General features: G+C 64.8%; 29 protein-coding genes and 1 tRNA gene. 23 read left to right on the forward strand and 7 right to left on the reverse strand.

Annotation, left to right across the window (positions count from 1 at the left end; genetic code table 11):
- The first annotated feature begins 1 nt into the window (after nt 1).
- The 15 genes from NDK18_RS10795 (at nt 2) to NDK18_RS10865 (ending at nt 12,558) form a co-directional block, all read left to right on the forward strand.
- Nucleotides 2-1,555 carry a DHA2 family efflux MFS transporter permease subunit gene (locus NDK18_RS10795; protein WP_250623522.1) on the forward strand — a complete coding sequence of 518 codons (1,554 nt, stop codon included), beginning with the start codon at nt 2-4 and terminating at the stop codon, nt 1,553-1,555.
- 82 nt (nt 1,556-1,637) lie between these two features.
- On the forward strand, nt 1,638-2,147 hold the full coding sequence (gene phaR, locus NDK18_RS10800; protein WP_250623523.1) for a polyhydroxyalkanoate synthesis repressor PhaR: 510 nt from the start codon (nt 1,638-1,640) through the stop codon (nt 2,145-2,147).
- Between the two features lie 121 nt (nt 2,148-2,268).
- Nucleotides 2,269-3,651: an FAD-dependent oxidoreductase gene (locus NDK18_RS10805; protein ID WP_250627786.1), complete on the forward strand. Its 1,383-nt coding sequence runs from the start codon at nt 2,269-2,271 to the stop codon at nt 3,649-3,651.
- Nucleotides 3,638-4,048 carry a DUF3293 domain-containing protein gene (locus tag NDK18_RS10810; RefSeq protein ID WP_250623526.1) on the forward strand — a complete coding sequence of 137 codons (411 nt, stop codon included), beginning with the start codon at nt 3,638-3,640 and terminating at the stop codon, nt 4,046-4,048. The genes NDK18_RS10805 and NDK18_RS10810 overlap by 14 nt, the downstream gene beginning before the upstream one ends.
- A gap of 48 nt (nt 4,049-4,096) precedes the next feature.
- Nucleotides 4,097-4,735, forward strand: a complete 639-nt coding sequence (ccmA, locus tag NDK18_RS10815) for a cytochrome c biogenesis heme-transporting ATPase CcmA (RefSeq protein ID WP_425600643.1) — start codon at nt 4,097-4,099, stop codon at nt 4,733-4,735.
- The gene (ccmB, locus tag NDK18_RS10820; RefSeq protein WP_250623529.1) at nt 4,732-5,415 is read left to right on the forward strand and encodes a heme exporter protein CcmB; all 684 of its coding nucleotides are present in this window, start codon (nt 4,732-4,734) and stop codon (nt 5,413-5,415) included. Before ccmA ends, ccmB begins: the two co-directional genes overlap by 4 nt.
- Nucleotides 5,416-5,453: 38 nt before the next feature.
- Nucleotides 5,454-6,209 (forward strand): heme ABC transporter permease, encoded by a 756-nt coding sequence (locus NDK18_RS10825; protein ID WP_250623531.1) that lies wholly within the window; start codon nt 5,454-5,456, stop codon nt 6,207-6,209.
- On the forward strand, nt 6,206-6,385 hold the full coding sequence (gene ccmD, locus NDK18_RS10830; protein ID WP_250623532.1) for a heme exporter protein CcmD: 180 nt from the start codon (nt 6,206-6,208) through the stop codon (nt 6,383-6,385). The genes NDK18_RS10825 and ccmD overlap by 4 nt, the downstream gene beginning before the upstream one ends.
- Entirely contained in the window at nt 6,382-6,849 is a 468-nt protein-coding gene (gene ccmE, locus NDK18_RS10835) for a cytochrome c maturation protein CcmE (protein WP_250623534.1), read from the forward strand. Before ccmD ends, ccmE begins: the two co-directional genes overlap by 4 nt.
- Nucleotides 6,846-8,810: a heme lyase CcmF/NrfE family subunit gene (locus NDK18_RS10840; protein WP_250623535.1), complete on the forward strand. Its 1,965-nt coding sequence runs from the start codon at nt 6,846-6,848 to the stop codon at nt 8,808-8,810. The genes ccmE and NDK18_RS10840 overlap by 4 nt, the downstream gene beginning before the upstream one ends.
- Nucleotides 8,807-9,349, forward strand: a complete 543-nt coding sequence (locus NDK18_RS10845) for a DsbE family thiol:disulfide interchange protein (RefSeq protein WP_250623536.1) — start codon at nt 8,807-8,809, stop codon at nt 9,347-9,349. Before NDK18_RS10840 ends, NDK18_RS10845 begins: the two co-directional genes overlap by 4 nt.
- A complete protein-coding gene (locus NDK18_RS10850) occupies nt 9,349-9,798 on the forward strand; it encodes a cytochrome c-type biogenesis protein (protein ID WP_425502719.1) in 450 nt (149 codons plus the stop codon). The genes NDK18_RS10845 and NDK18_RS10850 overlap by 1 nt, the downstream gene beginning before the upstream one ends.
- On the forward strand, nt 9,795-10,829 hold the full coding sequence (locus tag NDK18_RS10855; RefSeq protein WP_250627789.1) for a tetratricopeptide repeat protein: 1,035 nt from the start codon (nt 9,795-9,797) through the stop codon (nt 10,827-10,829). Before NDK18_RS10850 ends, NDK18_RS10855 begins: the two co-directional genes overlap by 4 nt.
- Nucleotides 10,829-11,926, forward strand: coding sequence for a homoserine O-acetyltransferase MetX (gene metX, locus NDK18_RS10860; protein ID WP_250627790.1), 1,098 nt, complete (start codon nt 10,829-10,831; stop codon nt 11,924-11,926). The genes NDK18_RS10855 and metX overlap by 1 nt, the downstream gene beginning before the upstream one ends.
- Nucleotides 11,927-11,979: 53 nt before the next feature.
- Nucleotides 11,980-12,558 carry a cysteine dioxygenase family protein gene (locus NDK18_RS10865; RefSeq protein ID WP_250623542.1) on the forward strand — a complete coding sequence of 193 codons (579 nt, stop codon included), beginning with the start codon at nt 11,980-11,982 and terminating at the stop codon, nt 12,556-12,558.
- Between the two features lie 28 nt (nt 12,559-12,586).
- Here NDK18_RS10865 and NDK18_RS10870 read toward each other — a convergent pair whose 3' ends face one another.
- Nucleotides 12,587-13,075, reverse strand: a complete 489-nt coding sequence (locus tag NDK18_RS10870; RefSeq protein ID WP_250627791.1) for a hypothetical protein — start codon at nt 13,073-13,075, stop codon at nt 12,587-12,589.
- Nucleotides 13,076-13,241: 166 nt separating this feature from the next.
- Here NDK18_RS10870 and NDK18_RS10875 point away from each other — a divergent pair.
- A tRNA-Leu gene (locus NDK18_RS10875) sits at nt 13,242-13,328 on the forward strand.
- A gap of 284 nt (nt 13,329-13,612) precedes the next feature.
- Here the strand turns inward: NDK18_RS10875 and NDK18_RS10880 are convergent.
- Complete coding sequence (locus NDK18_RS10880; protein WP_250627792.1) at nt 13,613-14,356, reverse strand: class I SAM-dependent methyltransferase; 744 nt, start codon at nt 14,354-14,356, stop codon at nt 13,613-13,615.
- A 300-nt stretch (nt 14,357-14,656) separates the two neighbouring features.
- Here NDK18_RS10880 and NDK18_RS10885 point away from each other — a divergent pair, with 300 nt between their 5' ends.
- The 3 genes from NDK18_RS10885 (at nt 14,657) to NDK18_RS10895 (ending at nt 16,900) form a co-directional block, all read left to right on the forward strand.
- A complete protein-coding gene (locus tag NDK18_RS10885; protein WP_250627793.1) occupies nt 14,657-15,634 on the forward strand; it encodes a hypothetical protein in 978 nt (325 codons plus the stop codon).
- A 43-nt stretch (nt 15,635-15,677) separates the two neighbouring features.
- Complete coding sequence (locus tag NDK18_RS10890) at nt 15,678-15,920, forward strand: hypothetical protein (RefSeq protein WP_250623546.1); 243 nt, start codon at nt 15,678-15,680, stop codon at nt 15,918-15,920.
- A 62-nt stretch (nt 15,921-15,982) separates the two neighbouring features.
- The gene (locus tag NDK18_RS10895; RefSeq protein WP_250623547.1) at nt 15,983-16,900 is read left to right on the forward strand and encodes a hypothetical protein; all 918 of its coding nucleotides are present in this window, start codon (nt 15,983-15,985) and stop codon (nt 16,898-16,900) included.
- Between the two features lie 5 nt (nt 16,901-16,905).
- On the opposite strand, the gene NDK18_RS10900 is transcribed toward NDK18_RS10895, so the two are convergent.
- Entirely contained in the window at nt 16,906-17,700 is a 795-nt protein-coding gene (locus NDK18_RS10900; RefSeq protein ID WP_250627794.1) for an SDR family NAD(P)-dependent oxidoreductase, read from the reverse strand.
- Between the two features lie 129 nt (nt 17,701-17,829).
- Between NDK18_RS10900 and tmk the strand changes: the two genes are divergently transcribed.
- The 3 genes from tmk (at nt 17,830) to NDK18_RS10915 (ending at nt 20,073) form a co-directional block, all read left to right on the forward strand.
- A complete protein-coding gene (gene tmk, locus NDK18_RS10905) occupies nt 17,830-18,507 on the forward strand; it encodes a dTMP kinase (protein ID WP_425600637.1) in 678 nt (225 codons plus the stop codon).
- 17 nt (nt 18,508-18,524) lie between these two features.
- Nucleotides 18,525-19,610 carry a sensor histidine kinase gene (locus NDK18_RS10910; protein WP_250627795.1) on the forward strand — a complete coding sequence of 362 codons (1,086 nt, stop codon included), beginning with the start codon at nt 18,525-18,527 and terminating at the stop codon, nt 19,608-19,610.
- A gap of 226 nt (nt 19,611-19,836) precedes the next feature.
- A complete protein-coding gene (locus NDK18_RS10915) occupies nt 19,837-20,073 on the forward strand; it encodes a hypothetical protein (RefSeq protein WP_250623552.1) in 237 nt (78 codons plus the stop codon).
- 6 nt (nt 20,074-20,079) lie between these two features.
- On the opposite strand, the gene NDK18_RS10920 is transcribed toward NDK18_RS10915, so the two are convergent.
- The gene (locus tag NDK18_RS10920) at nt 20,080-20,370 is read right to left on the reverse strand and encodes a hypothetical protein (protein WP_250627796.1); all 291 of its coding nucleotides are present in this window, start codon (nt 20,368-20,370) and stop codon (nt 20,080-20,082) included.
- Nucleotides 20,371-20,441: 71 nt separating this feature from the next.
- The gene (locus tag NDK18_RS10925; protein ID WP_250627797.1) at nt 20,442-21,626 is read right to left on the reverse strand and encodes a BaiN/RdsA family NAD(P)/FAD-dependent oxidoreductase; all 1,185 of its coding nucleotides are present in this window, start codon (nt 21,624-21,626) and stop codon (nt 20,442-20,444) included.
- A 70-nt stretch (nt 21,627-21,696) separates the two neighbouring features.
- Between NDK18_RS10925 and NDK18_RS10930 the strand changes: the two genes are divergently transcribed.
- Complete coding sequence (locus tag NDK18_RS10930; RefSeq protein ID WP_250623555.1) at nt 21,697-22,179, forward strand: YajQ family cyclic di-GMP-binding protein; 483 nt, start codon at nt 21,697-21,699, stop codon at nt 22,177-22,179.
- Here the strand turns inward: NDK18_RS10930 and NDK18_RS10935 are convergent.
- Nucleotides 22,176-25,202 (reverse strand): ligand-binding sensor domain-containing diguanylate cyclase, encoded by a 3,027-nt coding sequence (locus NDK18_RS10935; RefSeq protein ID WP_250627798.1) that lies wholly within the window; start codon nt 25,200-25,202, stop codon nt 22,176-22,178. The genes NDK18_RS10930 and NDK18_RS10935 overlap by 4 nt on opposite strands.
- Nucleotides 25,189-26,622, reverse strand: coding sequence for a putative bifunctional diguanylate cyclase/phosphodiesterase (locus tag NDK18_RS10940; protein ID WP_250623558.1), 1,434 nt, complete (start codon nt 26,620-26,622; stop codon nt 25,189-25,191). The genes NDK18_RS10935 and NDK18_RS10940 overlap by 14 nt, the downstream gene beginning before the upstream one ends.
- Between the last annotated feature and the right edge of the window lie 41 nt (nt 26,623-26,663).

Here is a 26,663-nt window from a genome sequence, read left to right on the forward strand (position 1 = left end):
CATGGCCGAAGCCACGCCCGCACCCCAGCCGCTGAAGCCGCTTTCAGGCGGCACGCTGGTCCTGCTCACCATCGCTGTCGCGTTCTCCACCTTCATGGAGATCCTGGACATGACGATCGTGAACGTGGCCGTGCCGCACATCGCCGGCAGCATGGGCGTGAGTGCCAACGAGGGCACGTGGGCGATTAGTTCCTATGCCCTGGCCAGCGCCATCATGCAGCCGTTGACCGGCTGGCTGGCCAAGCGCTTCGGCGAAGTGCGCACGTTCTGTTTTTCCGTGCTGCTGTTCGTGGCGTTCTCGATGCTCTGCGGCCTTGCCACCAGCATGCCGATGCTGGTGGTGTTCCGCCTGCTGCAAGGCGCCGGATCAGGACCGATGGTGGCCCTGTCGCTGTCGCTGCTGCTGGCAAGCTACCCCAAGACCAGACAGGGCATGGCGCTGGCAATGTGGGCCATGACCGTGGTGGTAGCGCCGATCTTCGGGCCCATCCTGGGCGGTTACATCACCGACAATTTCTCCTGGCCCTGGATTTTCTTCATCAACGTACCGGTGGGCGCGGCCGCGGCGGTGGTCACCTGGCGCCTGTTGCGCGGCCGCGAGACGGCAACGCAACGCACGCCGATCGATGCGGTGGGCCTGGGCCTGCTGGTGGTGGGCGTGGGCTGCCTGCAGTTCATGCTGGATAACGGCAACGACCACGACTGGTTCGCTTCGCCGTTGATCCTCACCCTGGGCCTCATCGCCGTGGTGGCACTGACTTTCCTGATCATCTGGGAACTCACCGCCAAGCATCCGGTGATCGACCTGTCGCTGTTCTCGCGCCGCAACTTTGCTGTCGGCGTGGGGGCGTTGTCGCTGGGCATGCTGGCATTCTTCGGCATCAACGTGGTGTTCCCGCTGTGGCTGCAGACCACGGTGGGCTATACCGCGACGTGGGCCGGCCTTGCCGCCGCGCCCGTGGGCGTCCTGGCCTTCGTGGTCTCGCCCTTCATCGGCGCGAACATCCAGCGGCTGGAATTGCGCTGGGTGGTGACCTTCGCCTTCATCGTGTTCGCGTTCTGTTCGTTCTGGTTCGCCGACTTCACCAGCGACTCGTCGTTCGCATCCATGCTGCCGCCACGGTTCATCATGGGCGTGGGCATCGCCTGCTTCTTCATTCCCCTGAACCAGATTTTCCTGTCGGGTCTGCGTCCGGACCAGATTGCCAGCGCATCGGGCCTGGCCAATTTCTGCCGCACGCTGGCATCGAGCGTGTCCACCGCAGTGTCGGTCACGCTGTGGCAGCACCGCAGCGAGTTCCACCATGCCTCGCTGACCGAACACATCAACCAGGGCAGCGCCGCCGCCACGCAATACCTGACGCACCTGCAGGGCCTGGGTGCCACGGGCCAGACGGGCCTGGCGGTGGTCAACCAGGTGCTTACGCGCGAGGCCATGACGCTGGCCGTGAACGACGTTTTCTATGGCTGCGCCATCCTGTTCATCCTGTTGATACCGGTGCTCTGGCTGGCCAAACCGCCTTTTGGCAACGCCGGCGGGGCGGCGGGCCATTAGCTCCGGGCCAATTGCCACGATCCAATAAACGTCGATCTCACGGAACTGGTGCGGCGCAATACGTTCTGCTACGTTTCGCCGCATGGCACAAACCCTCCGCATCATCAAGAAGTACCCGAACCGGCGTCTTTACGACACCGAGATCTCGAGCTACATCACGCTGGAGGAGGTTCGCCAGCTGGTGCTGGACGGCGAAAATTTCGAAGTGCGCGATGCGAAGTCGGGCGAGGATCTCACCCGCTCGGTGCTGCTGCAGATCATTGCCGAGCACGAGGAACACGGGCAGCCGATGCTCTCCCCGCAGCTGCTTTCGCACATCATCCGTTTCTACGGGGATTCGCTGCAGGGCTTCATGGGACCGTACCTGGAGCGCAGCCTGCAGGTATTCCTGGACCAGCAGCAACAGTTCCGCTCGCAGTTGAACAACCTGATGGGCCAGACGCCGTGGTCGATGCTCAACGAGCTCACCGAACGCAACCTGGACATGTGGAAATCCATGCAGCGCGGCTTCTTCGACGCCGCCGCGCAGAAAGCCCCGCCCGAGGCAGCGCCGACCCGGCCGGCCGCGCGCGGTGGCAAGAAGGCCGGGTAAGCCCAGCGCCCGTTACGTTGCAGCGCAAGATGCGCCGCCCTGCACCAATTGCTGCGCCCGCACCTGATTCCATGCTGCGCAGCATGGGCCGGCCAAACGCAACCGACCTAGGTCCCGCACCGTGTCCGCATCCCTCCCGCGCCAGGTAACGAAATCCATCACGGTCATCGGCGCCGGACTGGTCGGCGCGCTGGTGGCAACCCTCCTGGCCCAGGCCGGGTTCGAGGTAGACGTCTTCGAAAAACGCCCCGATCCGCGACGTGCGGGCGCAGGCGGCGGCCGCTCGATCAACCTGGCGCTGGCCGAGCGCGGCCTGCATGCACTGCGTGCCACGGGGCAAGCCGACCGCGTGCTTGCACAGGCGGTGATGATGCGCGGCCGCATGGTGCACACGCCCGGGGGCCAGCCGGCCCTGCAGCGCTATGGGGTGGACGACAGCGAGGTGATCTGGTCGGTCTCCCGCGGCGGCCTGAACGGCCTGATGATCGACGCGGCCATCGACGCCGGCGCGCGCTTCCATTTTGGCCAGGCACTGGTCCGGGCCGATTTCAACGCAGGGCGCATCACCCTGTCCGACGGCCAGGCCAACCGTGACGTCGAGGCCTCCGTGGTGATCGGCGCCGACGGCGCAGGCTCGGCGCTGCGCACCGCCATGGGCGACCTGGGCGAACGCATCCAGCCCCTTGGCCACGGCTACAGGGAACTGGAAATTCCCTCGTCGAAGGATCCGTCCGCGCCGTTCCGGATCGAGCCCAACGCCCTGCACATCTGGCCGCGGGGCGGCTACATGTGCATTGCGCTGCCCAACCGCGACGGCAGTTTCACCGTCACGCTTTTCCTGCCCGTGGACGGCGGCACACCAAGCTTCGCGCAGATCCGCCAGGCAGCCGATGCGCGCACGTTCTTCGCCCGCGAATTCCCCGATGCACTGGATCTGATGCCCGACTTCGACCAGGACTGGTCCGGGCATCCGATGGGCACGCTGGCAACGCTCTACCTGGATCGATGGCACCTGGGCGGCCGGGCCCTTTTGATCGGCGACGCAGCCCACGCCATCGTGCCCTTCCACGGCCAGGGCATGAACTGCGGCTTCGAAGACGCCGCCGCGCTCGCCCGCCTGCTGGGCCAACACCACGGCGACACTGTCGCCGCCTTCGCCGCCTTCCAGGCCGAGCGCAAGCCCAACGCCGATGCCATCGCCACCATGGCGCTGGAAAACTACATCGAGATGCGTGATTCGGTGGCCGACCCGCACTACCTGCGCAAGCGGGAACTGGGCAGCCTTCTGGCCGAACGCGCGCCGTCGCATTACATGCCACGCTATCGCATGGTTACCTTCACCCACCTGCCCTATGCCTATGCGCTCGAACGCGGCCTTGCGCAGGACACCCTGCTCGAGCAGTTGCTGAAGGGCCACGGCACGGTGTCGGAGGTGAACCTGGATGCCGCCGTGGCTACCCTGAAGGCCACCCTGCCCCCGCTGCCCGGCCATGGCCTTGGTTAATGCGCACGACACCGCGTATCGCCGCACGGACTACCGCGTGCGCCTGCCGCGCGGTGGCCATGCTTCGATCCGTGTCGACGCCCCGCTACCCCCGGAGCTCTCCGCCGTGATCGGCGAGGCCTGCTGGGCGATCATCACCGGCTGGAACCCGGGCTCCGTCAGGCAATCGCCGGAAGTGAACCGCGCCGCCCAGCGGCGCCTGCTGGGCCTGCTCAAGGCCGCCAGCCCCTCGGTGCTATGGCCCTCGGTAGGCGTGGGCAACCAGCTTTGGCGCGAAGCGAGCCTGTTCGTGGTGGGCATCGACGCCTGGCGGATCCTGGCCATCGCCGAGGCCTGCGGCCAGCACGCCATCGTCTGCGGCAAGGGCAAGGCCAGGCCGGCGTTGGCCTGGCTGTAGGCCCGCGACGGGCTGCCACATGGACGCCCACCCAAGGTTTTAAGGACAATCGCCCGACCTATGACCGCCCAAGCACCCCTGCTGCATGCCCGCGCCCTTTGCTTCTCCCGCCAGGAAGAGCGGGTGTTCGGCCCGCTGGATTTCGAGGTAGCCGCCGGCGACATCGTGCTGGTGGAAGGCGACAACGGCAGCGGCAAGACCACTTTGATGCGCATCCTCACCGGCATCCTGCACGCGGAGGAAGGCACCCTGGAACTGGAAGGCAAGCCGCTGCGCAATATCGACGCTGCCGGCCGCATCGTGTTCCTGGGCCACCAGCTGGGCCTGAAGGCCGATCTTTCGCCGCTTGAGAACCTGCGCGTGGCCGAAGGCCTCGCCGGCCGCCGTGAGGGCGCCGATGCCATGGCCGTGCTAGTCGAGGTGGGCCTGGCAGGGTATGAGGATGAACCGGTACGCCGGCTTTCCGCCGGCCAGAAGAAACGGGCCGCGCTGGCGCGGCTGATGCTGGTCCCGGCCACCATTTGGCTGCTGGACGAGCCCTATGCCAACCTCGACCGCGAGGGCATCGCCCTGGTCAACCGGCTGGTCCAGGCGCACGCCCAGCGCGGCGGCGCGGCGCTGGTGTCCAGCCACGGCACGGTCACCTTCCTTGGCGGCGCCCCGCGCGTCATCCGGATGCACACGTGACGGTCAGCACCGGCGCGGCCTGCGCCGCCCTCCTGCGCCGCGACCTGCTGCTGGCCTGGCGGAGGCGCGGCGACATTGCCATGCCGGTGCTCTATGCGGTGATCGTGGCCACGCTGTTTCCCTTCGCGCTTGGGCCTGAAGAGGCCCTTCTGCAGCGCATCGCCGGCGGGGTGATCCTGGTGACGGTGCTACTGGCCATGCTGCTGGCCCTGGACGCCATGTTCCGCGGCGACATCGAGGACGGCTCGCTCGAACAATTGTTGCTGGCACCGCAACCTCTGGCGCTGATGTTGGCAATAAGAATATTCGCGCACTGGATTACCACCGCCTTGCCGCTGATCATTATTTCCCCGTTGCTGGCGGGCATGCTGCACCTGCCCACGCCGGTGATGGGCGTGCTGGTGGTGGCGCTGCTGCTGGCCACGCCGCTGCTTAGCCTGATCGGCGCCATCCTGGTGGCGCTGACGGCCGGGACGAGGCGCTCTGGTATGCTTCTGGCGCTAATGCTGCTGCCCCTGTGCGTCCCCGTGGTGATCTTCGCCGCCGGCGCGGTGGCAGCTGCACAGCAAGGGCTGCCGTGGGTTGCGCCCATCGCCTGGCTGGGCGCCGCCCTGGTGCTGGCCTTGGTGCTGGCCCCCCTGGCCTGTGCCGCGGCGCTGCGCATTGCGCTGGACGCCTGACATGACCCCACGGCGAATCCCCCGCCTGAACGAGACACATGGCTAACTGGATCCCCACCTGGCTGCACCGCCTCGGCTCGCCGCCGACGTTCTATCGCTTTGCCGGCGCCGTGCGTCCGTGGGCCCTGGCGCTGGCCCTCATCACCGGGGCGATCGCCGCCTACGGCGGCCTGGTGCTGGCACCGGCCGACTACCAGCAGGGCGATGCCTACCGGATCATCTTCATCCACGTGCCCAGCGCCTGGATGAGCCTGTTCATCTATTTCGCCATGGGCGTGGCCGCGTTCATCGCGCTGGTATGGCGGATCAAGCTGGCCGAAGTGGTGGCGATGGAATCAGCGCCCATCGGCGCGGCCTTCACCTTCATCACCCTGGTGACCGGCTCCCTATGGGGCAAGCCGATGTGGGGTACGTGGTGGACATGGGACGCCCGGCTCACGTCCGAACTGGTGTTGCTGTTCCTGTACCTGGGCGTGATCGGCCTTTTCCACGCGTTCGAGGATCGGCGCCAGGGCGCACGCGCAGCAGCCTTCCTTGCGTTGATCGGCGTGGTGAACGTGCCCATCGTGCATTTTTCGGTGAACTGGTGGAACACCCTGCACCAGGGTTCCACCGTGCGCCTGCTGGGTCCTTCGCATATCGATGCGCGCATGCTGTGGCCGCTCTTGACGATGATGCTGGCCACCAAGTGCTACTACGTGGCGAGCCTGTTCGGCCGCGTCCGGGCCGACCTTGTCGCCATGGAAAGCGGCAAGGACTGGGTCAAGGCGCTGGCCGTGGAGGAAACGGCATGAGCCAGTTCCTGGACATGGGCGGTTATGCCTTCTACGTGTGGACCAGCTACGCGGTGTTCGCCGTGGTCCTCCTGGCCGACTACCTCGCACCGGTGCTTCGTCGCCGCCGCAACCTGCGCGATGTCCGCGCCCGCATGGCGCGCCAGGGCGCGCGCCGCCGGAATGAAAACGCATGAATCCCACCCGTAAGCGCCGCCTCACCATCGTCCTCTTGGTGGTGGTCGCCGCCGTCGCCGCGGTGGGGCTGGCCGTGTTCGCCTTGCAGCAGAACATGAACTACCTCTTCACCCCCAGCCAGGTGCAGGGCGGCCAGGCCACCCAGTACAAAAGCTTTCGACTGGGCGGGATGGTCAAGTCCGGCTCCATCCAGCGCGCAAGCGACTCGTTGAAGGTGAGCTTCATCGTGGTCGATGCGGACGGCGCGATGCCGGTGGAATACAACGGCATCCTTCCCGACCTCTTCCGTGACAACCAGTCGGTGATCGCCACCGGTTCCATGGACGGCGCCCGTTTCGTGGCCAGCGAAGTGCTGGCCAAGCACGATGAAACCTACATGCCCAAGGAACTGAAGGACGCCATGGCCAAGGCCCACAAGAACAAGGCCATCGACGAGAAAGCCGACATGGAGGCGGGCAAGTGATCCCCGAGCTTGGCCAGCTTGCGCTGATCCTTGCCATGCTGCTGGCGCTGGTGCAGGGCGTGGTGCCGGTGGTTGGCGCATGGCGTGGCAACAGCGCACTGATGTCGCTGGCGCGTCCGATGGCCGCGGGGCAGTTCGTTTTCGTGGCGCTGGCCATGGGCATCCTGGTCCACGCATTCCTCACCTTCGATTTCTCGGTGGGCTATGTGGCCGCCAATTCGAACCTCGCCCTGCCCTGGTACTACCGCATCACCGCGGTATGGGGCGCGCACGAAGGCTCGATGCTGCTGTGGGTATTCATCCTCAACGCCTGGACCTTGGCGCTGACGATCTTCAGCCGGCAGCTGCCCGAGGCCTTCGCCGCCCGCGTGCTTGGCGTGATGGGTTTCATCGGCCTGGGGTTCCTGGCCTTCATCGTATTCACCTCCAATCCCTTCCTGCGCGAACTGCCGATGCAGCCCGATGGCGCGGACCTCAACCCCGTGCTGCAGGACCCGGGCATGACCTTCCATCCGCCCGTGCTGTACATGGGCTATGTGGGGTTCTCGGTAGCGTTCGCCTTCTCCATCGCGGCGCTGCTTGGCGGTGAGCTGGAACAGGCCTGGGTGCGCTGGGCACGCCCGTGGACCAACGTGGCGTGGGCGTTCCTTTCCGCCGGCATCGTCGCCGGCAGCTGGTGGGCCTACGCGGAACTGGGCTGGGGCGGCTGGTGGTTCTGGGATCCGGTGGAGAACGCATCCTTCATGCCGTGGCTGGTGGGTGCAGCGCTGGTGCACGCGCAGGCCATCACCGAGAAGCGAGGCTCGCTACGGTCGTGGACGATCCTGCTGTCGCTGTTCGCCTTCTCGTTGTCGTTGCTGGGCACGTTCCTGGTGCGTTCGGGCGTGTTGACCTCGGTGCATTCGTTTGCCTCCGACCCGCGGCGCGGCCTGTACATCCTCGGATTCCTGGTGGTGGTGATCGGCGGCTCGCTGCTGCTGTATGCCGTGCGTGCACCGAAGGTGGCGGGCGGCCGCGCGTTCGCCGTCGTGTCACGCGAGACCGCCGTGCTGATCGGCAACCTGCTGCTTACCACCGCCGCCGCGATGGTGTTGCTGGGCACGTTGTTCCCGCTGCTCGGTGACGCGCTGAACCTGGGCAAGGTATCGGTGGGTCCGCCCTACTTCGGTTTCCTCTTCAACCTGCTGATGCTGCCGGTGGTATTGCTGCTGCCGTTCGGGCCTTACCTGCGCTGGGGCAAGGGCGATATCGGCGTACTCAAACCCGTCGCGCTGCGAGCGGGCCTGGCCGCCATCGTCTGCGCGGTGATCGCCTTCCTCTTTGTCGACGCGAAGCTCAAGGCCATCGCCGGTGTCGCCGGCGCGGTCTGGGCGTGCGTTGGCACGCTGCTGTACGTGATCAAGCGCTGGCGTGAAATGCCGCGCGGCCGCCGTTTCCCGGCGGAGATGGCAGGCATGTTGCTGGCCCATTTTGGCGTCGGCATTTTTGTCGCCGGCGTGATGCTTTCCGAATCGCTCAGCATCGAGCGCGACGTGCGCATGGAGCCGGGCAAGATCGTGCAGCTGGGAAGCTACGACTTCCGCTTCGACGGCGTGCGCGAAACCAGCGGCCCGAACTGGCGCGGCGACGAAGGCGTGGTGACGGTGATGAAGGACGGCGCGTTGGTGGCCAACCTGCACCCGCAGAAGCGCACGTATACGCGCGGCCAGGTGCAGACTGAATCCGCCATCGATGCGGGTATCTTCCGCGACATCTACGTGGCACTGGGCGAACCAATGGATGCGGGTAACCGCGAGGGTGCCTGGGCGCTGCGGCTGTACCAGAAACCCTTCATCCGCTGGATCTGGCTCGGCGGCCTGTTCATGATGCTCGGTGGCTTCGTGGCCGCTGGCGAGCGACGCTTCCGCACGCAAAAAACGCGCAGTGAAGCTGGTGCGACGGTAGCGGAGCCCGCTGCATGAGCCGCCTGCTGCCCTTCTTCGCTTTCCTTGCCCTGGTGGCGCTGTTCGGCTTCGGCATCTGGTGGAACACCCAGCACGACCAACGCGAGGTGCCCTCGCCATTGATCGGTCGGGCGGCGCCTGAGTTCCGCCTGCCGGTGCTGGACGATCCCAGCCGCACGGTGGCCAAGGCGGACCTCCTGGGCAAGCCGTACCTGTTGAATGTGTTCGGCAGCTGGTGCTTTGCCTGCGGCGAGGAACACCCGGTGCTGATGGCGCAAGGCAAGGCGCTGGGCGTGAAGCTGGTGGGTTACAACTACAAGGACGAGCCCGCTGCCGCGAAGGGCTGGCTCGCCGAGCACGGCAATCCGTACGATCTGGTGATCGCCGATGTCGAAGGCCGCACGGCGATTGATTTCGGCGTCTACGGCGCACCGGAGACGTTCCTGGTGGATGGCAAGGGCGTGATTCGCTACAAGCGCATCGGGCCGCTTACGCCGGACGTGATCGAACGCGAGCTCAAGCCCGCGTTGGCTGCGATCGCGAAGGAAGCGCCATGATGCGCCGCGTGATGCTGCTGCTGGTACTGCTGATGGCAACGACCGTCGCCGCCCAGGCGATCGATCCGCTGCCTTTCAAGGACCACGCCCAGGAAGTACGCTTCCAGCATCTCACTGCGCAGCTACGCTGCCTGGTGTGCCAGAACGAAAACCTCAACGACTCCAATGCCGAGCTCGCCCGCGACCTTCGCCACGAAGTGTTCGACTTGATGCAGCAGGGCAAGAACGACGAAGAGATCAAGGCCTGGCTGGTGGCGCGCTATTCGAAGTTCGTGCTTTACGATCCGCCGCTTGATACGGGCACGGCCCTGTTGTGGTTCGGACCGCTGCTGGTGCTTGTGCTTGGCGGCGTGGCGCTGGTGGTGCAGGTGCGGCGCCGCGCGCGTACCGCGGCCACGGAACCTGCGAACGCGGTGACCGAATCCAACGACAGTGGGGAAAACTGGTGAAGCCTGCGTTCTATGTGTGCGCCGCGATCATGCTCGCGGTGGCGCTGGCCCTCGTGCTTGTTCCCCTGATCCGCCGCGGCCGCCGTGAAGGACGCCCGGTGGGCGTGTTCGCGCTGGCATTGGCGCTGGCATTCGTTATTCCCGTCGCCACGGTTGGCCTGTACATGTTGGTGGGCACGCCGCAAACGCTCGATGGCGTGGCCAAGGCCGAGCCGCCGCCGAGCATCGACGAGGCAATGGCCGGCCTTAGCGCGCGACTGGCGCAGCATCCGGACGACCTGCAGGGCTGGCTGCTGATGGGCCAGGCACAGGGCATGCTTCACCAGTTCACGCAGGCACGCGATGCGTACGGGCACGCGCTGGACCTGGATGCAAGCAACGGCGTGGCGATGGTGGGCTGGGCCGAATCCGATTCACAATCGCGGCCTGATCATCTGATCGACGGCCGGGCGCGCGAGCTGCTGGACAAGGCCGTGCAGGTGGACGCCACCAACCAGCGCGCCCTGTGGTTGCTTGGCATCAGCGACTTCCAGCAAGGCCGCTACAAGGAAGCTTCGGCCACGTGGCGGAAGCTGCAACCCTTGCTTGATCCCAGTTCCAATGTGGCCGCCGCCGTCGAGCAGCAGATCGCCGCCGCGGATGCCAAGGCCAGCGGCAAGGCTGACGAACCCGCGGCCGGCGCCACGCCACCAGCGCTGGACGTGCAGGTCGCCGTGGCACCGGCCCTGAAGAGCAAGCTGGCCGCCGGAGACACGCTCTATGTCTACGCTCGTGCCGAAAACGGTCCGCCGATGCCGCTGGCGGTGGCGAAACTCGACGCCGGAAAACTACCCGCTTCGGTGGTATTGACCGACGGCATGGGCATGACACCGCAGTTCAAACTTTCGTCCGCGGAGCGCGTGTTCGTAGGCGCCCGCATCAGCAAGAGTGGCCAGGCGATCGCCCAACCAGGTGACCTGGAAGGCGACGCCGGGGTAGTGTCCACTTCTACCCGGGATCCGATCCGCATCAGTATCGACAAGGTTCATTGATGGGCGACGCACGCCGCTACCACCCGCTTCCCTCCCCCTTCCCGATGAAGCGTGGCGGTGAACTGCATGGCGCGCGCGTGGCGTTTGAAACCTGGGGCCAGCTTGACGAGGCGAAATCCAACGCCTTGTTGATCCTGACGGGCCTGTCACCGAGCGCCCACGCCACCTCGAACGACGAAGATCCGTCCGACGGTTGGTGGGAAGCGATGATCGGCCCCGGCCGCGCCATCGACACGTCGAAGTACTACGTGATCTGCGTCAATTCGCTGGGCAGCGACAAGGGCTCCACCTGCCCCGCCTCGATCGACCCTGCCACCGGCGAGGCGTATCGACTCACCTTCCCTGAGCTTTCGCTCGAGGACGTCGCCAACGCCGCGCACTCGGCGGTAAGCGCGCTGGGCATCACCCAGCTCGACTGCCTGGTTGGCTGCTCGATGGGCGGCATGAGCGCCCTGGCGTACATGGCGCTGCATCCGGGCAGCGCACGCCGGCACATCAGCGTGGATACCGCGCCGCAGGCGCAGCCCTTCGCCATCGCCATCCGCTCGCTGCAGCGCGAGGCGATCCGCCTTGATCCGAACTGGAACAACGGCCAGTACGACGACGACCACTACCCCGAACACGGCATGAGCATCGCCCGGAAGCTCGGCGTGATCACCTACCGCTCGGCGATGGAGTGGAACGGCCGCTTCGCGCGCATCCGGCTGGAACCGGAAGACCGCGAGGGCGAACCCTTCGGCTTCGAATTCCAGGTGGAGTCGTACCTGGAAGGCCACGCCCGCCGCTTCACCCGCACCTTCGACCCCAACAGCTACCTGTACCTGTCCCGCGCCAGCGACTGGTTCGACATCGCCGAGCACGGCCAGGGCAGCGTCGAAAAAGGCCTTGCCCGGATCAAGCTGGAAGAGGCCCTGGTGATCGGCGTCAGCACCGATATCCTGTTCCCACTGGAACAGCAGGAACAGATCGCCACGGGCCTGCGCAACACCGGTGTGCGGGTGGAATTCGTGGCGCTGGACTCCCCCCAGGGCCATGACGCCTTCCTGGTGGATATCGAGAACTACAGCCGGGCCATCGGCGGCTTCCTGGCCCGGTGAATTGCCGGTAATGGTATCATCGGCAACATGTTCCACCTGAGCGCGGTATCGCCATGATTGCCCTAGAATTTCCCGGTGCCCACAAGCTGATCGACGCCGTCGACGCAGCGGTCGCCAAGGGTGACACCCCGGCCATCACCGATGCCCTGCGCAAAACCCTGTGCCAGCTGATCCGCAGCCAGGAAGTAAAGCTTCCCGACTGCGTATTCGAGGCCGCCGGCGACCATTACGCCCGCCGCGAGCTCTACCGCAGCGAAGAATTCGGCTACAGCGTGGTCGCCATGACCTGGGGCCCCGGCCAGGGCACCGCCATACACGACCACGACGGCATGTGGTGCGTCGAGGGCGTGTGGAACGGCGCGCTGGAAATCACCCAGTACGAGCTGCTGGAAAAGCAGGACACCCGCTTCCACTTCCGCCCCGTCGGCACCATGGAAGCCGGCCCCGGCTCCGCCGGCAGCCTGATCCCGCCGCACGAATACCACACCATCCGCAACATCAGCACGGATGACATTGCGGTGAGCCTGCATATCTACTCTGGCCGCATGACGCACTGCGCGGTGTTCAGCCCGCTGGCGGATAGCTGGTACGAGCGTGGCGAGCGGCAGTTGGGGTTGGATCGGGTGCATTGATCTAGCGAGACTTTTCGCTCCGCTTGATTCACCCCAGACCCAGCGCGGCCTTCAGTAGCGGCGGTATCAATGGCGCCAGAATCGACGCCAGGCCCACGACTACCGCGGCCGTGACGTAGATCCTCGTCACGGAAACTTGTGTCACGGACAACCGCTCATCGAGCTTTTGGAAGCGGTCGTCGAATTTTTGGAAACGGTCGTCGAGCTTTTGAAAGCGATCGTCGATGTTTTGGAAACGCTCATCGAGCTTTTGAAAGCGATCGTCGATGCGGTCCAGCCGCCGTTCCACACGATCAAGGCGTGTGTCGTTGCGGTCGAATCGTTCGTGGATAGCTGCGAACTGCGCGTCGAGCCCGGTCATGCGGCCATCCATGTGCGCCACCTCGGCCCGCACTGTGCCTACGGCACGCATGATCTCGACGTAGATAGGCACGGCGTTGCCGCCGCTCTCGCGCGATGCATGGTCCCGAGCAGGCATGTGCCCCCCCGGAATCAAGGTGTCGTGGTCGATATCCATGGGGGGCCTCCTGACCGTATTGCCACCCATCTTTCCTTGGCCGAGGCCCAGAGACCATCAGGAAACAACCATCCGACAGGCAAGCCACCGCCATACCCAGGCTGGAATACCCAGGCAACAGCCGGGCTCGACCAGCGGCACGGATTGCCTCATAATTCGGCGCTTGGCCGGGATGGCGGAACTGGTAGACGCGGCGGACTCAAAATCCGTTTGTGGTGACACAGTGGGGGTTCGATTCCCCCTCCCGGCACCAGAACCCCGCATAGGATCTAGCTTTCCTGGGCATCGTTCGTAAATTCTACGTAACGACCAATCAGCGGGCCCCCTGACCAGGGGATTGAAAATTCCCATGTCGGCGGTTCGATTCCGTCCCCGGGCCACCAAAAACAAGTACTTTTCTCAATAGCTCAGACGTCCCGTCGATCACTTGTCCGGGATTTGTCCGGATTCCGTTTCGCGTCTCTGCAGCCACCGCGTGGCGTGCTTCATGGCCGTCTCGGACGAGTTGTACCGGAACAGCCGAGCCTGCTCGGTGCGTCACGCAGGTTTTGTGAAATACGCCCCTACGCGCCGTTCGCCCTGGAACGGGACAATAGAGTAGGCATCGAAGCCATCGTTCCTGTCCGTCTTGACGATAGACGTAGGATGGCCGAGCGCCTCCAGGGAATAAACGAGATGGTCCTCCACGAAGCGCATGAAGTACGGCTTCGCAGCATTCCGGCACATGTATGCCTTGTTGAAGGCGACAAGGAAGATGGAGAGGTCCGTGGGGCCGGACAGGTACTTGTAGGTAGCCGCCGGGATCTGAGGGTAAAGGTCGGTGTGGAAGTCATCGAGCGACAGGATGCCGAACGGGGACAGCATTTCCTCGCTCACCTTGAGATCGGACAGGATGGCCGAAAAGGTGTGCATGCCATCAACGTGGATGAAGCCAAGCCGGCGCAAATTGGACCGATGAAAGTCGGAGTGGTACAGGTCTTCGGAGAATCCCTCGATGAACTGCACGCCCCCGTTAATAGCAAGCAGAACTTTGCGGGTTTCCGGCAAAATCACCGGATCGATGACGGTAACCTTGTTCCCGTACTCGGCGCTGAAATTAGCCAGGATGCTGGCCGCCTTACCCTTAAAGGTGCCTATCTCGAGATAGTCGCAAGCCTTTCCGTCGGACCAAGACCAGCTTTCGTGTTGGGCCTCAAGGATGGTGCACCATATCGCCGCACTCACCTCCATCAACATACCGTCAATGCCCCGCTGAGTTTCCAACACTTTTGCCAGTTCCATGAAGACCCCCTAGCTGGAGATGAACAAATTACTCGTAGCTTCGGGGGTGTCAACAACTCCCTTCTAGGGAATTCGTCACCGCGTCATATCGCCAGCGCATTTGTCCGATGCTAGCAATGGTTGAGCCACGACGCTGGAGAATGATGCCATTGGCCGCCTTGGTGATGCCCCCTCCCGGCACCACAGATCAAGGGAATCGTCGAGTCGGGCGTAGGAAAACTACCCTTCCAGGGACTGCCCCTCGGTAGCATCGCCGGATGCCATGTATCTTTGGCACAAACCGGTTCGGGGGAGCCCTTCATGGCGGGACGCAGCGCGTTTTATCGGAACCGAAAACCAACGCTGCGATGGGTGCTTGCGATTGCGGCGGCCAGCCTGATCGTGGCATCGGCTACCTCGGCAGCGTCCAGCGCATACGTCCGGGAGTCACGAACAGTCCTCGTCGACGGTCACCGGGAGTTATGGCGGCTCGAATGGCGAGAGAAGCCCATTCCGGCCTGCGGGGCGGACGATGTGTATAGCGCCATTACCGTACCGTGTCAGGATTTTGCCTACGGAGAAGCCGGGGTGCTATGGCTGATTCGCCAACGCAACGGGCACGACATTGACCGGATGGACCTGACGCCGCTTTACCATGAATCAAGTTTATCGGGATATGACGGCGTGTTCGTCCTTCGGCATTGGCCCATGCGTATACGGGACATGAACCGGACCGATCGTGGCGATCCAACGCTTCTCGCTGACGTGGTAAGGCGAAAGCCCTACGTGGTGATGTCCCTGGCTGACTACGACCATGATGGCCGCGCTACTGAGTTCGTGGTCGAGGTCGACGATTTTCCCAGCGCAGAACGTTACGTCGCCATCGGAATTACGAAGAACGAGCCCCACTTGCACGCACTCTCCAGTGCCGCCCACCCTGGCGAACCGCTGTTTCTCAGCAAGGGCACGTGGGATGCACTAAAAGCCACGGGGAAGGCCAGCAATGTCATCGACTGGCCATGCGTCTTCGATCTTTGGGGCGGAAGCTATGCCGACGGCGCATCGGGGACACAGGTGGAAGCCAACCACGGGACGATTCGTGCGTGGGATCGAAACTACGCGTGCAATGGCAAAGGCCAATTGGGAAAGGGTGAGACTGGGGAGGAGTTAGTGCGTTCGTCCGCCCAATCGTTTTTATTTTCGGACGCGGCTTTTTTCACGCCACATGTAAACCGCAAACAACGCCATTTCGAATACATCCAACCGTTTCCACCGGCATATTCTTTTCGTAAGAATTAACGGTTAGCATGCGCCGAAGCCACACTCGTCGGTCACAGGGCACATGAAAGAAAACATCGCAGGCCTCACGCTGGTTTCCGGCGCGGGGAGTTTCACCGAGGGTGCCCGGACCCTTTGGCATGGCTACTGGAATCTTTTTACCACCGAGCCCGGCGGCCTGTTGACGCTGGTGGAACGCGGCCGCACGCCGGGTGATTTCCTGGGCCGCAACGAAGCGGAACTGGCCGGTCGCGAGGCAGGCGTTGCCGCGGTCGAACTCGCGGTGAGCCGCATCGCAGCGGCATAGACAAGGCGGCACGCCAAGGGTGCCTGCTAAGATTGCCGTTTGACCCGGCCAGCAGGACCCCCATGGCATCCCGACCCCCCTTCTTCGCCAAATGGGGCGAAGCTCGCGTCAAGGCGCGCCGGCTCAACAGGGAACTGGACCTGCTGCGCTTCAACCAGGGCGTGATCCTTTCGAAACTGGATCTGCCCAACGCGTCGCCGCGGCTTGCCGACCACGAGTTCAAGGTGTTTTCGCAGTTTGGCGAGGATGGCATCCTGCAATTCCTCACCCGCGTCGTGCCCATCGCCGAGCGAACGTTCATCGAGTTCGGCGTGGAGGATTTTTCCGAATCCAATTGCCGTTTCCTGATGCAGAAGGACAACTGGCGCGGATTCGTCATCGACGGCTCGGCCGACAACGTCAAGGCGATCCGCCGCGCGCCCGACTTCTGGCGGCATGACCTTGTCGCGAAGCAATCGTTTATCACCCGCGAGAACATCCAGGCCCTGCTTGCCGAAAGCGGCTTCGGCGCGGACCTTGGCGTGCTGTCCATCGATATCGATGGCAACGACTACCACGTGTGGCAAGCCATCGAGGCGTTCCGTCCGCGCATCGTGGCGTGCGAGTACAACAGCGTTTTCGGACCGGTCGATACCATCACCGTGCCCTACCAGGCCGACTTTCAGCGCACCACCGCGCACCATTCGAACATGTATTGGGGTGCATCCATTGCGGCGCTGGCGCATCTGGCCTCCACGAAGGGCTACAGCCTTGTCGGTGGCACCAGCACGGGCCTGAATGCCTTCTTCGTGCGCAACGATCTTGTCGACGGCAACCTGACCGTGTGCACGCCTGCCGAAGCCCACGTGGTATCCCTCTACCGGGAGAGCCGCGACGCCGAAGGCAAGCCGAACTGGCTATCAGGCGATGCACGCCTGAAGGCCATCGCGGGACTGCCGGTGATCGACGTGGTCACGGGTGACACGCGCCCACTGGCATAAGCAACTCAAACGATCGACCGCACCACCCCGCCATCCACACGCACCGCCGCACCAGTGGTCGCCGACGCCTGCTCGGAAGCCAGGTACACCGACATGGCAGCCACTTCGTCCACGGTGGCCAGCCGCTTGATCAGCGACGACGGCCGGTGCGTGGCGATGAAATCGCGCTCGACATCGGCCAGCGGGACGCCCGTCTCGCTGGCGATCTTGCCGAAGAAATCACCCACACCTTCCGAACGCGTGGGGCCAGGCAGCAGCGAGTTCACGGTGACGCCGGTGCCGGCCAGGTCCTCCGCCAGCCCGCGCGACACGGCCAGCTGCGCCGTCTTGGTCACCCCGTAATGGATCATTTCCGCCGGAATCTGCACGCCCGATTCGCTGGAAATGAACTGGATGCGGCCCCAGCCGCGTTTCTTCATACCCTGGGCGTAATGACGAGCCAGGCGCACGCCGCTCATCACGTTCACTTCGAAGAAATGCATCCAGTCCGCGTCGGTGATTTCGGCGAAGGCCTTCGGTTCGAAGATGCCCAGGTTGTTGACCAGGATGTCAGTTTCCGGGAAGGCGACAATCAGCTCCGCGGCGCCTTGCGCCGTACCCAGGTCGCCGGCGTGGCCTGCCAGGCTCGCCCTCGGATGCCTGGCACGGATCGAGGCCAGCGCCTCGTCCACACGCGCCTGGGTGCGGCCGGTGACCACGACATGGGCTCCGGAACCGGCAAGCCCGACGGCAATGGCAAGGCCTATGCCGGCGGTGGATCCTGAAACGATGGCGCTGCGGCCGCTAAGGTTGATGTGCATGGGCGTGGGGCTCCAGGTTCGAATGAAGACGTCATACCACTGTGGGGCCGCTTTTTCCGGATGGAATGCCCACCCCAGGGAATACCCATGCCGCGAAGTGCATTCGCGGGGCCGAGCGGATAAAGTTCGATGATGACCCAAGCTCAGATCCCCGGCGGCTTCGTGCTCGCCATCGAAGGCATCGACGGTGCCGGCAAGACCACCCTCGCCACCAGCCTCGGGGCCGTCCTGCAAAGCGTGGGCCTGGGCGTCACCATCGGCAAGGAACCCACTGCCGGCCCCTGGGGCACCAAGCTCCGGCAGTCGGCGATCGATGGGCGGCTCGATGCGGCGGAGGAACTGCGCTACCTGCTGCTCGATCGCCGCGAGCACGTCGAATCGGTGATCGCCCCGGCACTTGGGCGCGGCGAGGTGATGATCCTGGATCGCTACTATCCGTCCAACGTGGCCTACCAGGGCGCGGCTGGGCTCGATGTCCACGAACTACTGGCCGCGAACGACTTCGCGCCGAAACCCGACCTGCTGCTGGTACTCGACCTCGAACCCAGCGAAGGCCTGTCGCGCATCCACGCCCGAGGCGACAAGCCCAATCATTTCGAGGATGTCGACAACCTGGCCCGCTGCCGGGCCATTTTCCTTGCGCCAGACCTGCTCGATGCAACAGTCATCGACGCCAGCAACGATGCCGCCACGGTGCTCGCCGTGGCCCGCGAACTCACCTACCAGGCCGTGATCGGCAAGCTGGGCGAGCGTCCAGCCTGGGTCGAAGGCATTACCTCGCGCTCGACGGCATCACCACATACCTGACTGTAAAACCACTTCCCATGACGCACTCGCCCACACAACGGCTATCCAATAGTGCGCAGGGCGAGATGGCGCGCCGGCTGCGCGAACATGACTGGGCCGCCACGGCCTTGGGGCCGATCCACCGCTGGCCGGCGTCGTTGCGTACCGCCACGGCCATGTTGCTGGCGTCGCCGGCACCCATGGTGATGGTCTGGGGCAGCGAGTCCCGGCTGATCTACAACGACGGCTATGCCTTGTTCGCCGGCGATCGCCACCCGGTGCTGTTCGGCATGAACGTGCTCGAAGGCTGGCCGGAGGTCGCCGCATTCAATGCGGAGATCCTTCGCATTACCCGCAACGGCGAATCCATCAGCTATCGCGACTTCACCCTGCTGCTGTATCGCCACGGCAGGCAGGAACCGGAGACGGTGTACCTGGACCTCGATTACAGCCCTCTCTACGACGACGAAGGCGAACCCGCCGGCTTCATCGCCATTGTCATTGAGACCACCGCCCGCATCGCGGCCGAGCAGGCACGTGATACGGCCGAACAGCAACAGCAGGTATTGATCAACGAACTCAATCACCGGGTGAAGAACACCATGGCCGTGGTGCAGGCCATGGCCGCGCAAACCTTCCGTCGGCCGGGCGCCGACCGGGAGGCGGCCGACGTGTTCACTGCCCGCTTGATCGCGCTCTCGCGCGCCCAGGACGTGCTCACCCGCGCCTCGTGGGAGAGCGCAGGCGTTGGCGAGATCGTCGCCGGGCTCGCATGGCCGGTGGACGTGTCCGAGCGGATCCAGTGCCACGGGCCCGACGTACGCCTGGCGCCCCACCAGGCCGTGGCGCTGGGCATGGCCCTGCACGAACTGGCCACCAATGCGCTCAAGTACGGGGCCCTGAGCAACGATGGCGGCCAGGTGCACATCCAATGGCAGGTGGACGGCAACCACTGTGAAATCACCTGGCGCGAAGACGGCGGGCCGGCCGTGCAATTGCCCGGCCACCGCGGGTTCGGCACCCGTCTGATCGAACGCACCCTGGGCGACCAGTTGGGCGGTCAAACCAACTTGACCTTCGCCCCCGGGGGCGTGGTCTGCCAGATCAACCTGCCGGTCACCTGACGCAAGTTGTCGCGAATCGTCACTCCCTGACGTACGCTGCAGGCGTAAGAACGTGAAGGCCACGTGTAAATGCCGTCTGCAGGCCCTTTTTGTTAAGGCCTGGATTTTGCTTTGCTAAGTGAACCGCGTAAACGTTTGCGCGGCTTGTGGCCACGGTGGAGCGTGGTCCTTGCGACCCGATCGACGGGGCAGGTCTGGACGACCGCACCCCGGCTGGAAGTACACCATGTCCATGTCCCAGGCTCGTTCGCTGCACCGCACCGCCATTACCCTGGCAGCCTTAAGTACCCTGCTGGGGCTGGCCATCATGGCCGCCTCCACGTTCCACTTCCACAGCCACCTGCCAAGCGTCCTGCTGGCATGGCTGGGCGCATCGTTCGTCACAGGCGGCATGGTGGCCATTTCGCTGGCGCACGACAACGAGGGCTCGCTGCCCTCAACCGGCCATTATTACGACGCCTGAGGGGCCTTAAGCAGCTTTCCCGGCCTCGGCGGCTATCGCACCAGCGGCGGCCGAAGAAAAATGCAGTTCCAGCAGGGCTTCGTGCAGGCTGTCCAGCGACGTCACCTCGCTTTCCACCGCTTCGCCGCGGCTTGAGGGCGACACATGGACGAACGTCTTGCCGTCCTGGTAGGCGATGCCCTCGTCGTGCACCGTCTGCATGGTCAAAACCTTGTAGGTCGCGTCCTTCGAGCGGCGGATGGTGAGCTTGCGCCCTTCCCGTTCACCCTCGAATACCGTCGTCCATTCTGCTGCCATGGCTCTATCCGTTCCGCGCACGTAGCGTGCGGCGCCATTCTTGCCTCGGACAGGTCTAGCGATTGTTAAGGTCAGGCCACCTGACCGGCGGCGTGGCCCGAGGCCCAGGCCCACTGGAAGTTGTAGCCGCCCAAGTGGCCGGTGACATCAAGCACTTCGCCGATGAAATACAGGCCCGGTACCCGGCGGGACATCATGGTGGTGGAACTGATGCCATCGGTATCCACGCCCCCCAGCGTGACCTCCGCCGTGCGATAGCCTTCGGTGCCGCTGGCCACGATCGGCCAGGCCGCGAGGCGCTCGCCGATATCGCGCAATTCGGCATCTCGGTACTGGCGCATTGGGCGCGACCCGAAGAACAATTCGCACAGGCGCTGGGCCAGCCGCTTGGGCAGGCCATCGCCCAGCACGGTGCGCAATTCCGCCGCGCCACGCTCGTGTTGCTGATCGATCAACCACTGGGCGGGGTCGATGCCCGGCATCAGGTCCAGCAGCAATTCCCTGCCGGGTTCCCAGTAGGAAGAAATCTGCAGGATGGCGGGCCCACTCACGCCCCGATGGGTAAAGAGCACCGCTTCACCGAACGATGCCGAACCGCAGCTGGCCGAAGCTGGAAGTGCCACGCCGCTGAGGTCGGCATAGTGCTCCTGGTGCTTGCCGCTCAGGGTAAGCGGCACCAGGCCTGCGCGCAGCGGCAGCACATCGTGGCCGAACTGGCGTGCCAGGTCGTAGCCGAACGCCGTGGCGCCCATGGTGGGCACTGAAAGACCGCCGGTGGCCACCACCAGCGAGGCGCAGCGTACGTGACCCTGCGGCGTGTCCACCATGAAGCCATCGCCGTGGGCACGCACGTTGGATACCGGCACAGAGGTTTCCACGCGTGCCCCCCACCTCGCGCATTCGGCCAGCAACATCGCCACGATCTGCTTGGCCGAGTCGTCGCAGAACAGCTGGCCCGGGGTTTTTTCATGCCAGGCGATGCGATGCCGGTCGACCATGGCGATGAAGTCCCATGGCGTATAGCGCGCCAGGGCACTCTTGCAGAAATGCGGGTTGGCCGAGAGGTAATTGGCCGGCGTGGTTCCGGTATGGGTGAAATTGCAGCGGCCACCACCGGACATCAGGATCTTCTTGCCGGGCTTGTTGGCGTGGTCCAGTACCAGCACGCGCCGTCCGCGGGCTCCTGCGACGATGGCACACATCATGCCGGCCGCGCCCGCGCCGATCACCAGCACGTCATAGTCGCTCGTCGCCATCAGGCCATTATCGTCGACTCAGGGCGCGCTACCATACACGACCTGCCCCACGATGGATGACTTTCCTACCATGCCTTCCTTCGACGTCATTTCCGAAATCGACAAGCACGAACTGACCAACGCCGTCGACCAGGCCAACCGCGAGCTGTCGACCCGCTTCGACTTCCGCAACGTCGAGGCCAGCTTCGAGCTCGACGGCTTTGTGGTCAACCAGCGTGCCCCCAGCGACTTCCAGCTCGAGCAGATGCTCGACATCCTGCGCGCCCGCCTGGCGGCCCGGCAGATCGATGCCCGCGCGATGGACATCGGCGAGCCGGAAGTGAACCTCGGCGGTGCCCGGCGCAAGGTCACCCTCAAGCAGGGTATCGAGCAACCCATCGCCAAGAAGCTTATCGCCGCGATGAAAGAAGCCAAGCTCAAGGTCGAGGCGCAGATCAACGGCGACAAACTGCGCGTGAGCGGCAAGAAGCGCGACGACCTGCAGGCAGCGATGGCCATCTTGCGCAAGGTGGATATCGAACTACCGCTGCAGTTCGATAACTTCCGCGACTAGCCCTCGTCGATCTCGGTGCGGTTGCGGCCGGCGTGCTTGGCCGCGTATAGCGCATTGTCGGCGCGGCGCAGCATGCCATTGAGCGATTCCCCGCGCCGCCACACGGCGATGCCGGCACTGGCGGTCACCGTGATGCTGCGGCCACCATCCATGATGGTGCGTTCGGCCATGGCCTGGCGGATGCGTTCGGTCAGCTGGAATGCTCCCTCGGCATCGGTGCCCGGAAGGCAGATGATCAATTCTTCGCCGCCGTAGCGGCCGACCAGGTCCGAACCGCGGCAGAGCCGGGCGGTAAGGTCCATTGCGGCGCGGATCACCGCATCGCCCGCCAGGTGGCCGTAGGTATCGTTCACCACCTTGAAATTGTCCAGGTCGATCAGGACCATGCTCAGCGGCTTGTCCTGCACCTGCGCATCGGTCACCGCGCGGCCGGCCAGGTCAAGGAAGCGGCGCCGGTTGAAGGCACCGGTGAGTTCATCGGTGCCGGCAAGCCGGTCGAGTTGTTCGTTGGCTGCCTGCAGGTCGCGCGTGCGCGCATCCACCTCGTGCTGCAGCACCCTCGCCCGCCGCCGCAGGAACACCGTGCGCAACGCCGAAAGCCCAAGAACCACACCCAGCAAAGCGATCACCACCAGCAGGCGAGCCCACCAGGTTTCGTACCAGCGCGGCGCCACGGCCAGGGTCACGGCGGCATCGACGGTGCGCGAGGCGCCACCGATGGTGACGGCACGAAGATGCAAGGTGTAGTGGCCACCGGGAAGGTTGGTGTAAACCGCGGCGGCAGGATTGCCGCGGGCCACGTCCACCCAATCCTTGTCGAATCCCTCCAGGCGATACGCATAGTGCGTCTCGCCGGCCACGCCGTAGTCGAGCAGGGCAAAATCCACGCGCAAGCTGCGTGAATCGCTGTCCACTACGATGCTGCCGCCGGCGTCGGGCAGTTTGCCGTACGGAGTCTCCACGCCGCCCTGCAACACGCCGGTGACGGTGACGGCTTCGGCACCCTCGCGCGCCGGCGGCGCGTCGGGCAACACCACCGTCAGGCCACCGAGCCCTCCGAACAGCAGCTCGCCGTGAGGTCCCACGGCGGCTGACCGATGCTCGTAGCTGCCTACGCGCATGCCGTCGCGTGCGCCGAAGTTGGCCACTTTGAAATCAGCAGGGTCCACGAGCGCCAGCCCATGGGCGAGCGACGCCCAGGCGCGGTCGTGGCGATCGACCAGCACGGCGTCGACCTTTGCACTGGCAAGGCCTTCGGCCAGCCCCAGGTGATCGAAGCGCCACGGGCCTTTCGTCGTCCAGCGGTCGATCCAGGCTATGCCGCCATAAGTGGCGACCCAAAGCCGGCGCTTCGAATCCAGCGCCATCGAGCCGATGTAGTTCTGCGGCAAGCTGCCCGGTTGCGCCGGATCGTGGCGCAAGGTGAAGAAGTCAGCCTCGTTGTCCGGCCACACGCTGATGCCGTTGATCGTCGACAGCCACCATTGACCCTCCATGCGCGTAATGGCGCGCACGGTTTCCTTGCTGACGTTCGTCGCGGCGTAAGGCGGACGGCCAGAGCGAAGGTCGACACTGAAAAGACCATCGTAGGTGCCGGCAAGAAGCTGATCGCCCTCGCGGGCCATCGACAGGATGATCTGGCCGTCGAGCAGGGGCACCTGGCCGGTCTGCACCTGCAAGGTATCCGGATCGATGCGTGCGATTCCCTGGGAGCCTGCCAGGATCGCTCCATCCGGAGCCACCGCGAACGCCTGCACGTCGCGCTGGCCCTGGTCGCCGGGCACCCGCACGTGGCCCATGGTGCCGGCGCCGAGGTCCAGCACATCGATGTGGCCGGTACCCAGCCCCAGCCAGATGCGCCCGCGCGGATCCACGAACACGGTGTGCACATCAGGATCGGACAGCCCGAAAGCCTGGAACGGCGACGGCGGCACGGTGAAGATGCCCGTGGCCCGGGTGTCGTGGCGCGCCACGCCAAGTTCCGTCGCCACCCAGATATTGTCTGATCGATCACGCATCAACGCGCGCGTGGTGTTGCCCGGGATGGTGGAGGGCACCGATGCATCGTGGCCCAACAACCGCGCACGTCCGGTGGAGGGATTCCACGCCGCCACCCCCGCGCCGTCGCTGGCGAACCAGATATCGCCGTCGGGTGTATCGACGATGGAGCGGATCGTGCGCCGCCCCGTGATCGATTCGGAACCTGAAATACCCTCGACGAAATGCCACTGGCCTTGGCGATCGAGGTAAACAGAGCCGGATTCGCCACTACCGAACCATGTGCGGCCGGCCGCATCGCGGAAGATCGACCAGATCCGGTCGCCGATCACCGCATCCACCCGCGGGTCGGGAGCATGCACGCGCACGAAGGTCGTATGGCCTGCGGCACGACGGAACAGCCCGCGGTCGTTGCCGATCCACAGGTTGCCGGCTTCGTCCTGCAGCGCGGAAAAACTCCGTGCAGCGAATTCCGGGCGGCTTCCCGGCCCTTCGGGCACGCGTTCGATGTGCCCGTCGGCCGTGAGATGGTCGGTGCCGCCGTCGGTGACGATCCACCAACCCTGGGCGCGGTCGCTGGCCAGGGCAAAGATCTTGTCGTCCGAGGTACCGCCGGCGCCTACCGGAAAGCGATGGAAGCGATTGGTGGCGGCGTCGAACTCGACCAATCCACCAGCATTGGTCCCCAGCAACAGGTTGCCGTTGGACAGCGCCGCCATGCAGCGCACATAGGCGTCGGTCAGGCCGTCCGGCGCGTCGGGCTGTTCACCGAACTCGCGAAGCTGGCTGCCGTCGTAGCGCACCACCCCACCGAACGTTCCCATCCACACCACGCCGCGCGCATCCTGCACGAGGCTCGTGACTGTCGAATGCGGCAAGCCATCGGTAACGCTTAAGTTGTCAAACCAGACGGCGCGGAACGGACGCCAGGCATCGGTCAGTGCATCGGGCGTGGCCAGGCACGGGAAGGCCACCAGGCCCATGGCCAACGCCAGGACTTTGCCGAACCGCTTACGCCAGGCCACTGGCCAGTCGCTCCAGGTATCCGCCCACGGCCGCCGGCGGCATGGGATGGGCAAAGTAGAAGCCCTGCCCCACGTCGCATCCGAGATCGCGCAGCCAGTTGGCCTGGTCGGCGGTCTCCACACCCTCAGCCACCGTCTCCAGGCGCAGCTTGCGGGCAAGACGCACGATGGCTTCGGTGATTTGCCGGTCCGCATCGTTGTGCAGGCCACCGCGCACGAACGACTGGTCGATCTTGATCGTCCCCACCGGAAGCTCGCGCAGGTGTCCTAAATTCCAGAAGCCTGCACCAAAGTCGTCGATCAACAACGCGAAGCCTTGATCGCGAAGGGCATGCATCTGCCGCACCGATTCCTCCGGCTGCCGCATCTGGCTGGATTCAGTGAGCTCGAAACGAATGCGCGAAGGATCCACCGGGCTCAGGGCCACGATTGCAGCCAGCGATTCGACGAACGAGGGCCGGGTGAGTTCGTGCAGGGAAAGATTGATCGCCACGTAACTCACCGGCACGCCTTCGATGTCCCAGGCGGCCAGCTGGGCAAGTACGCGCCGCAGCACCGTTTCCCCCAGGGCATGGATCAAACCTGAGCGTTCGGCCACCGGCACGAACACCGTCGGGGGCACGTCGCCACGCGTTATGTGATTCCAGCGCGCCAATGCTTCCAGCCCGCGCACCTGGCCCGAGCGCAGGCAGCGCTTGGGCTGGTAGGCCACTTCGATGTCGTCCTGTTGCAAAGCCTGGCGCAGGTCCAGGGCCAGCGCCATGCGTTCGCGGGCGAGTTCATGCATGCCCTCGACGTAGAAGCGAAAGTCGGCCTTGCCAGTTTCCTTCACCGAATACATCGCCGCATCGGCGTTGCGCAGGAGGGTCTCCGCGTCATGGCCGTCCCGCGGGGCCACGGCCACGCCGATGCTGGGCGAAACGGCCAGCAACTCGCCACCCACCTGCACCGGCCGGGACACCAGGTCCAGCACCTTGCGGCAGATCCGGGAAAGGTTTTCCTCACCGCTGTAACGCCTGAGCACCACCACGAATTCATCGCCGCCGAAGCGGGCCACGATGTCGCGTTCGCGCACGCTCTGGCGCAACGAACGGCCCACGGCGCGCAGGAACAGGTCGCCGCCCTGGTGACCATGGATGTCATTGATGGCCTTGAAACCGTCAAGGTCGATGAACAGCACCGCCAGCGAGGGACGCTCGCCGGGGGCAAACATGCCGTTCAGTTCATGCATCACATAGGCCCGGTTGGGCAGGCCCGTGAGCGGATCGTGCCAGGCATGGAAGGCCATTCCCTTGCCCTTGCGCTTGCGATTGGCCCGCCGCCAGGCCACCAGGGCCAGCACCAGGGCGGCCGAACACACGGCCGCCAGCAGCATGCTGACGACCACGTGGCTTGCCGCCATGGAGGGAAACGATTGCATGGCGCCCACCGAAGCACGAAACGTGCCGACGCCCATCATCG

This window comes from Pinirhizobacter soli, from assembly GCF_015905305.1.
Lineage (GTDB): Bacteria > Pseudomonadota > Gammaproteobacteria > Xanthomonadales > Rhodanobacteraceae > Pinirhizobacter > Pinirhizobacter soli.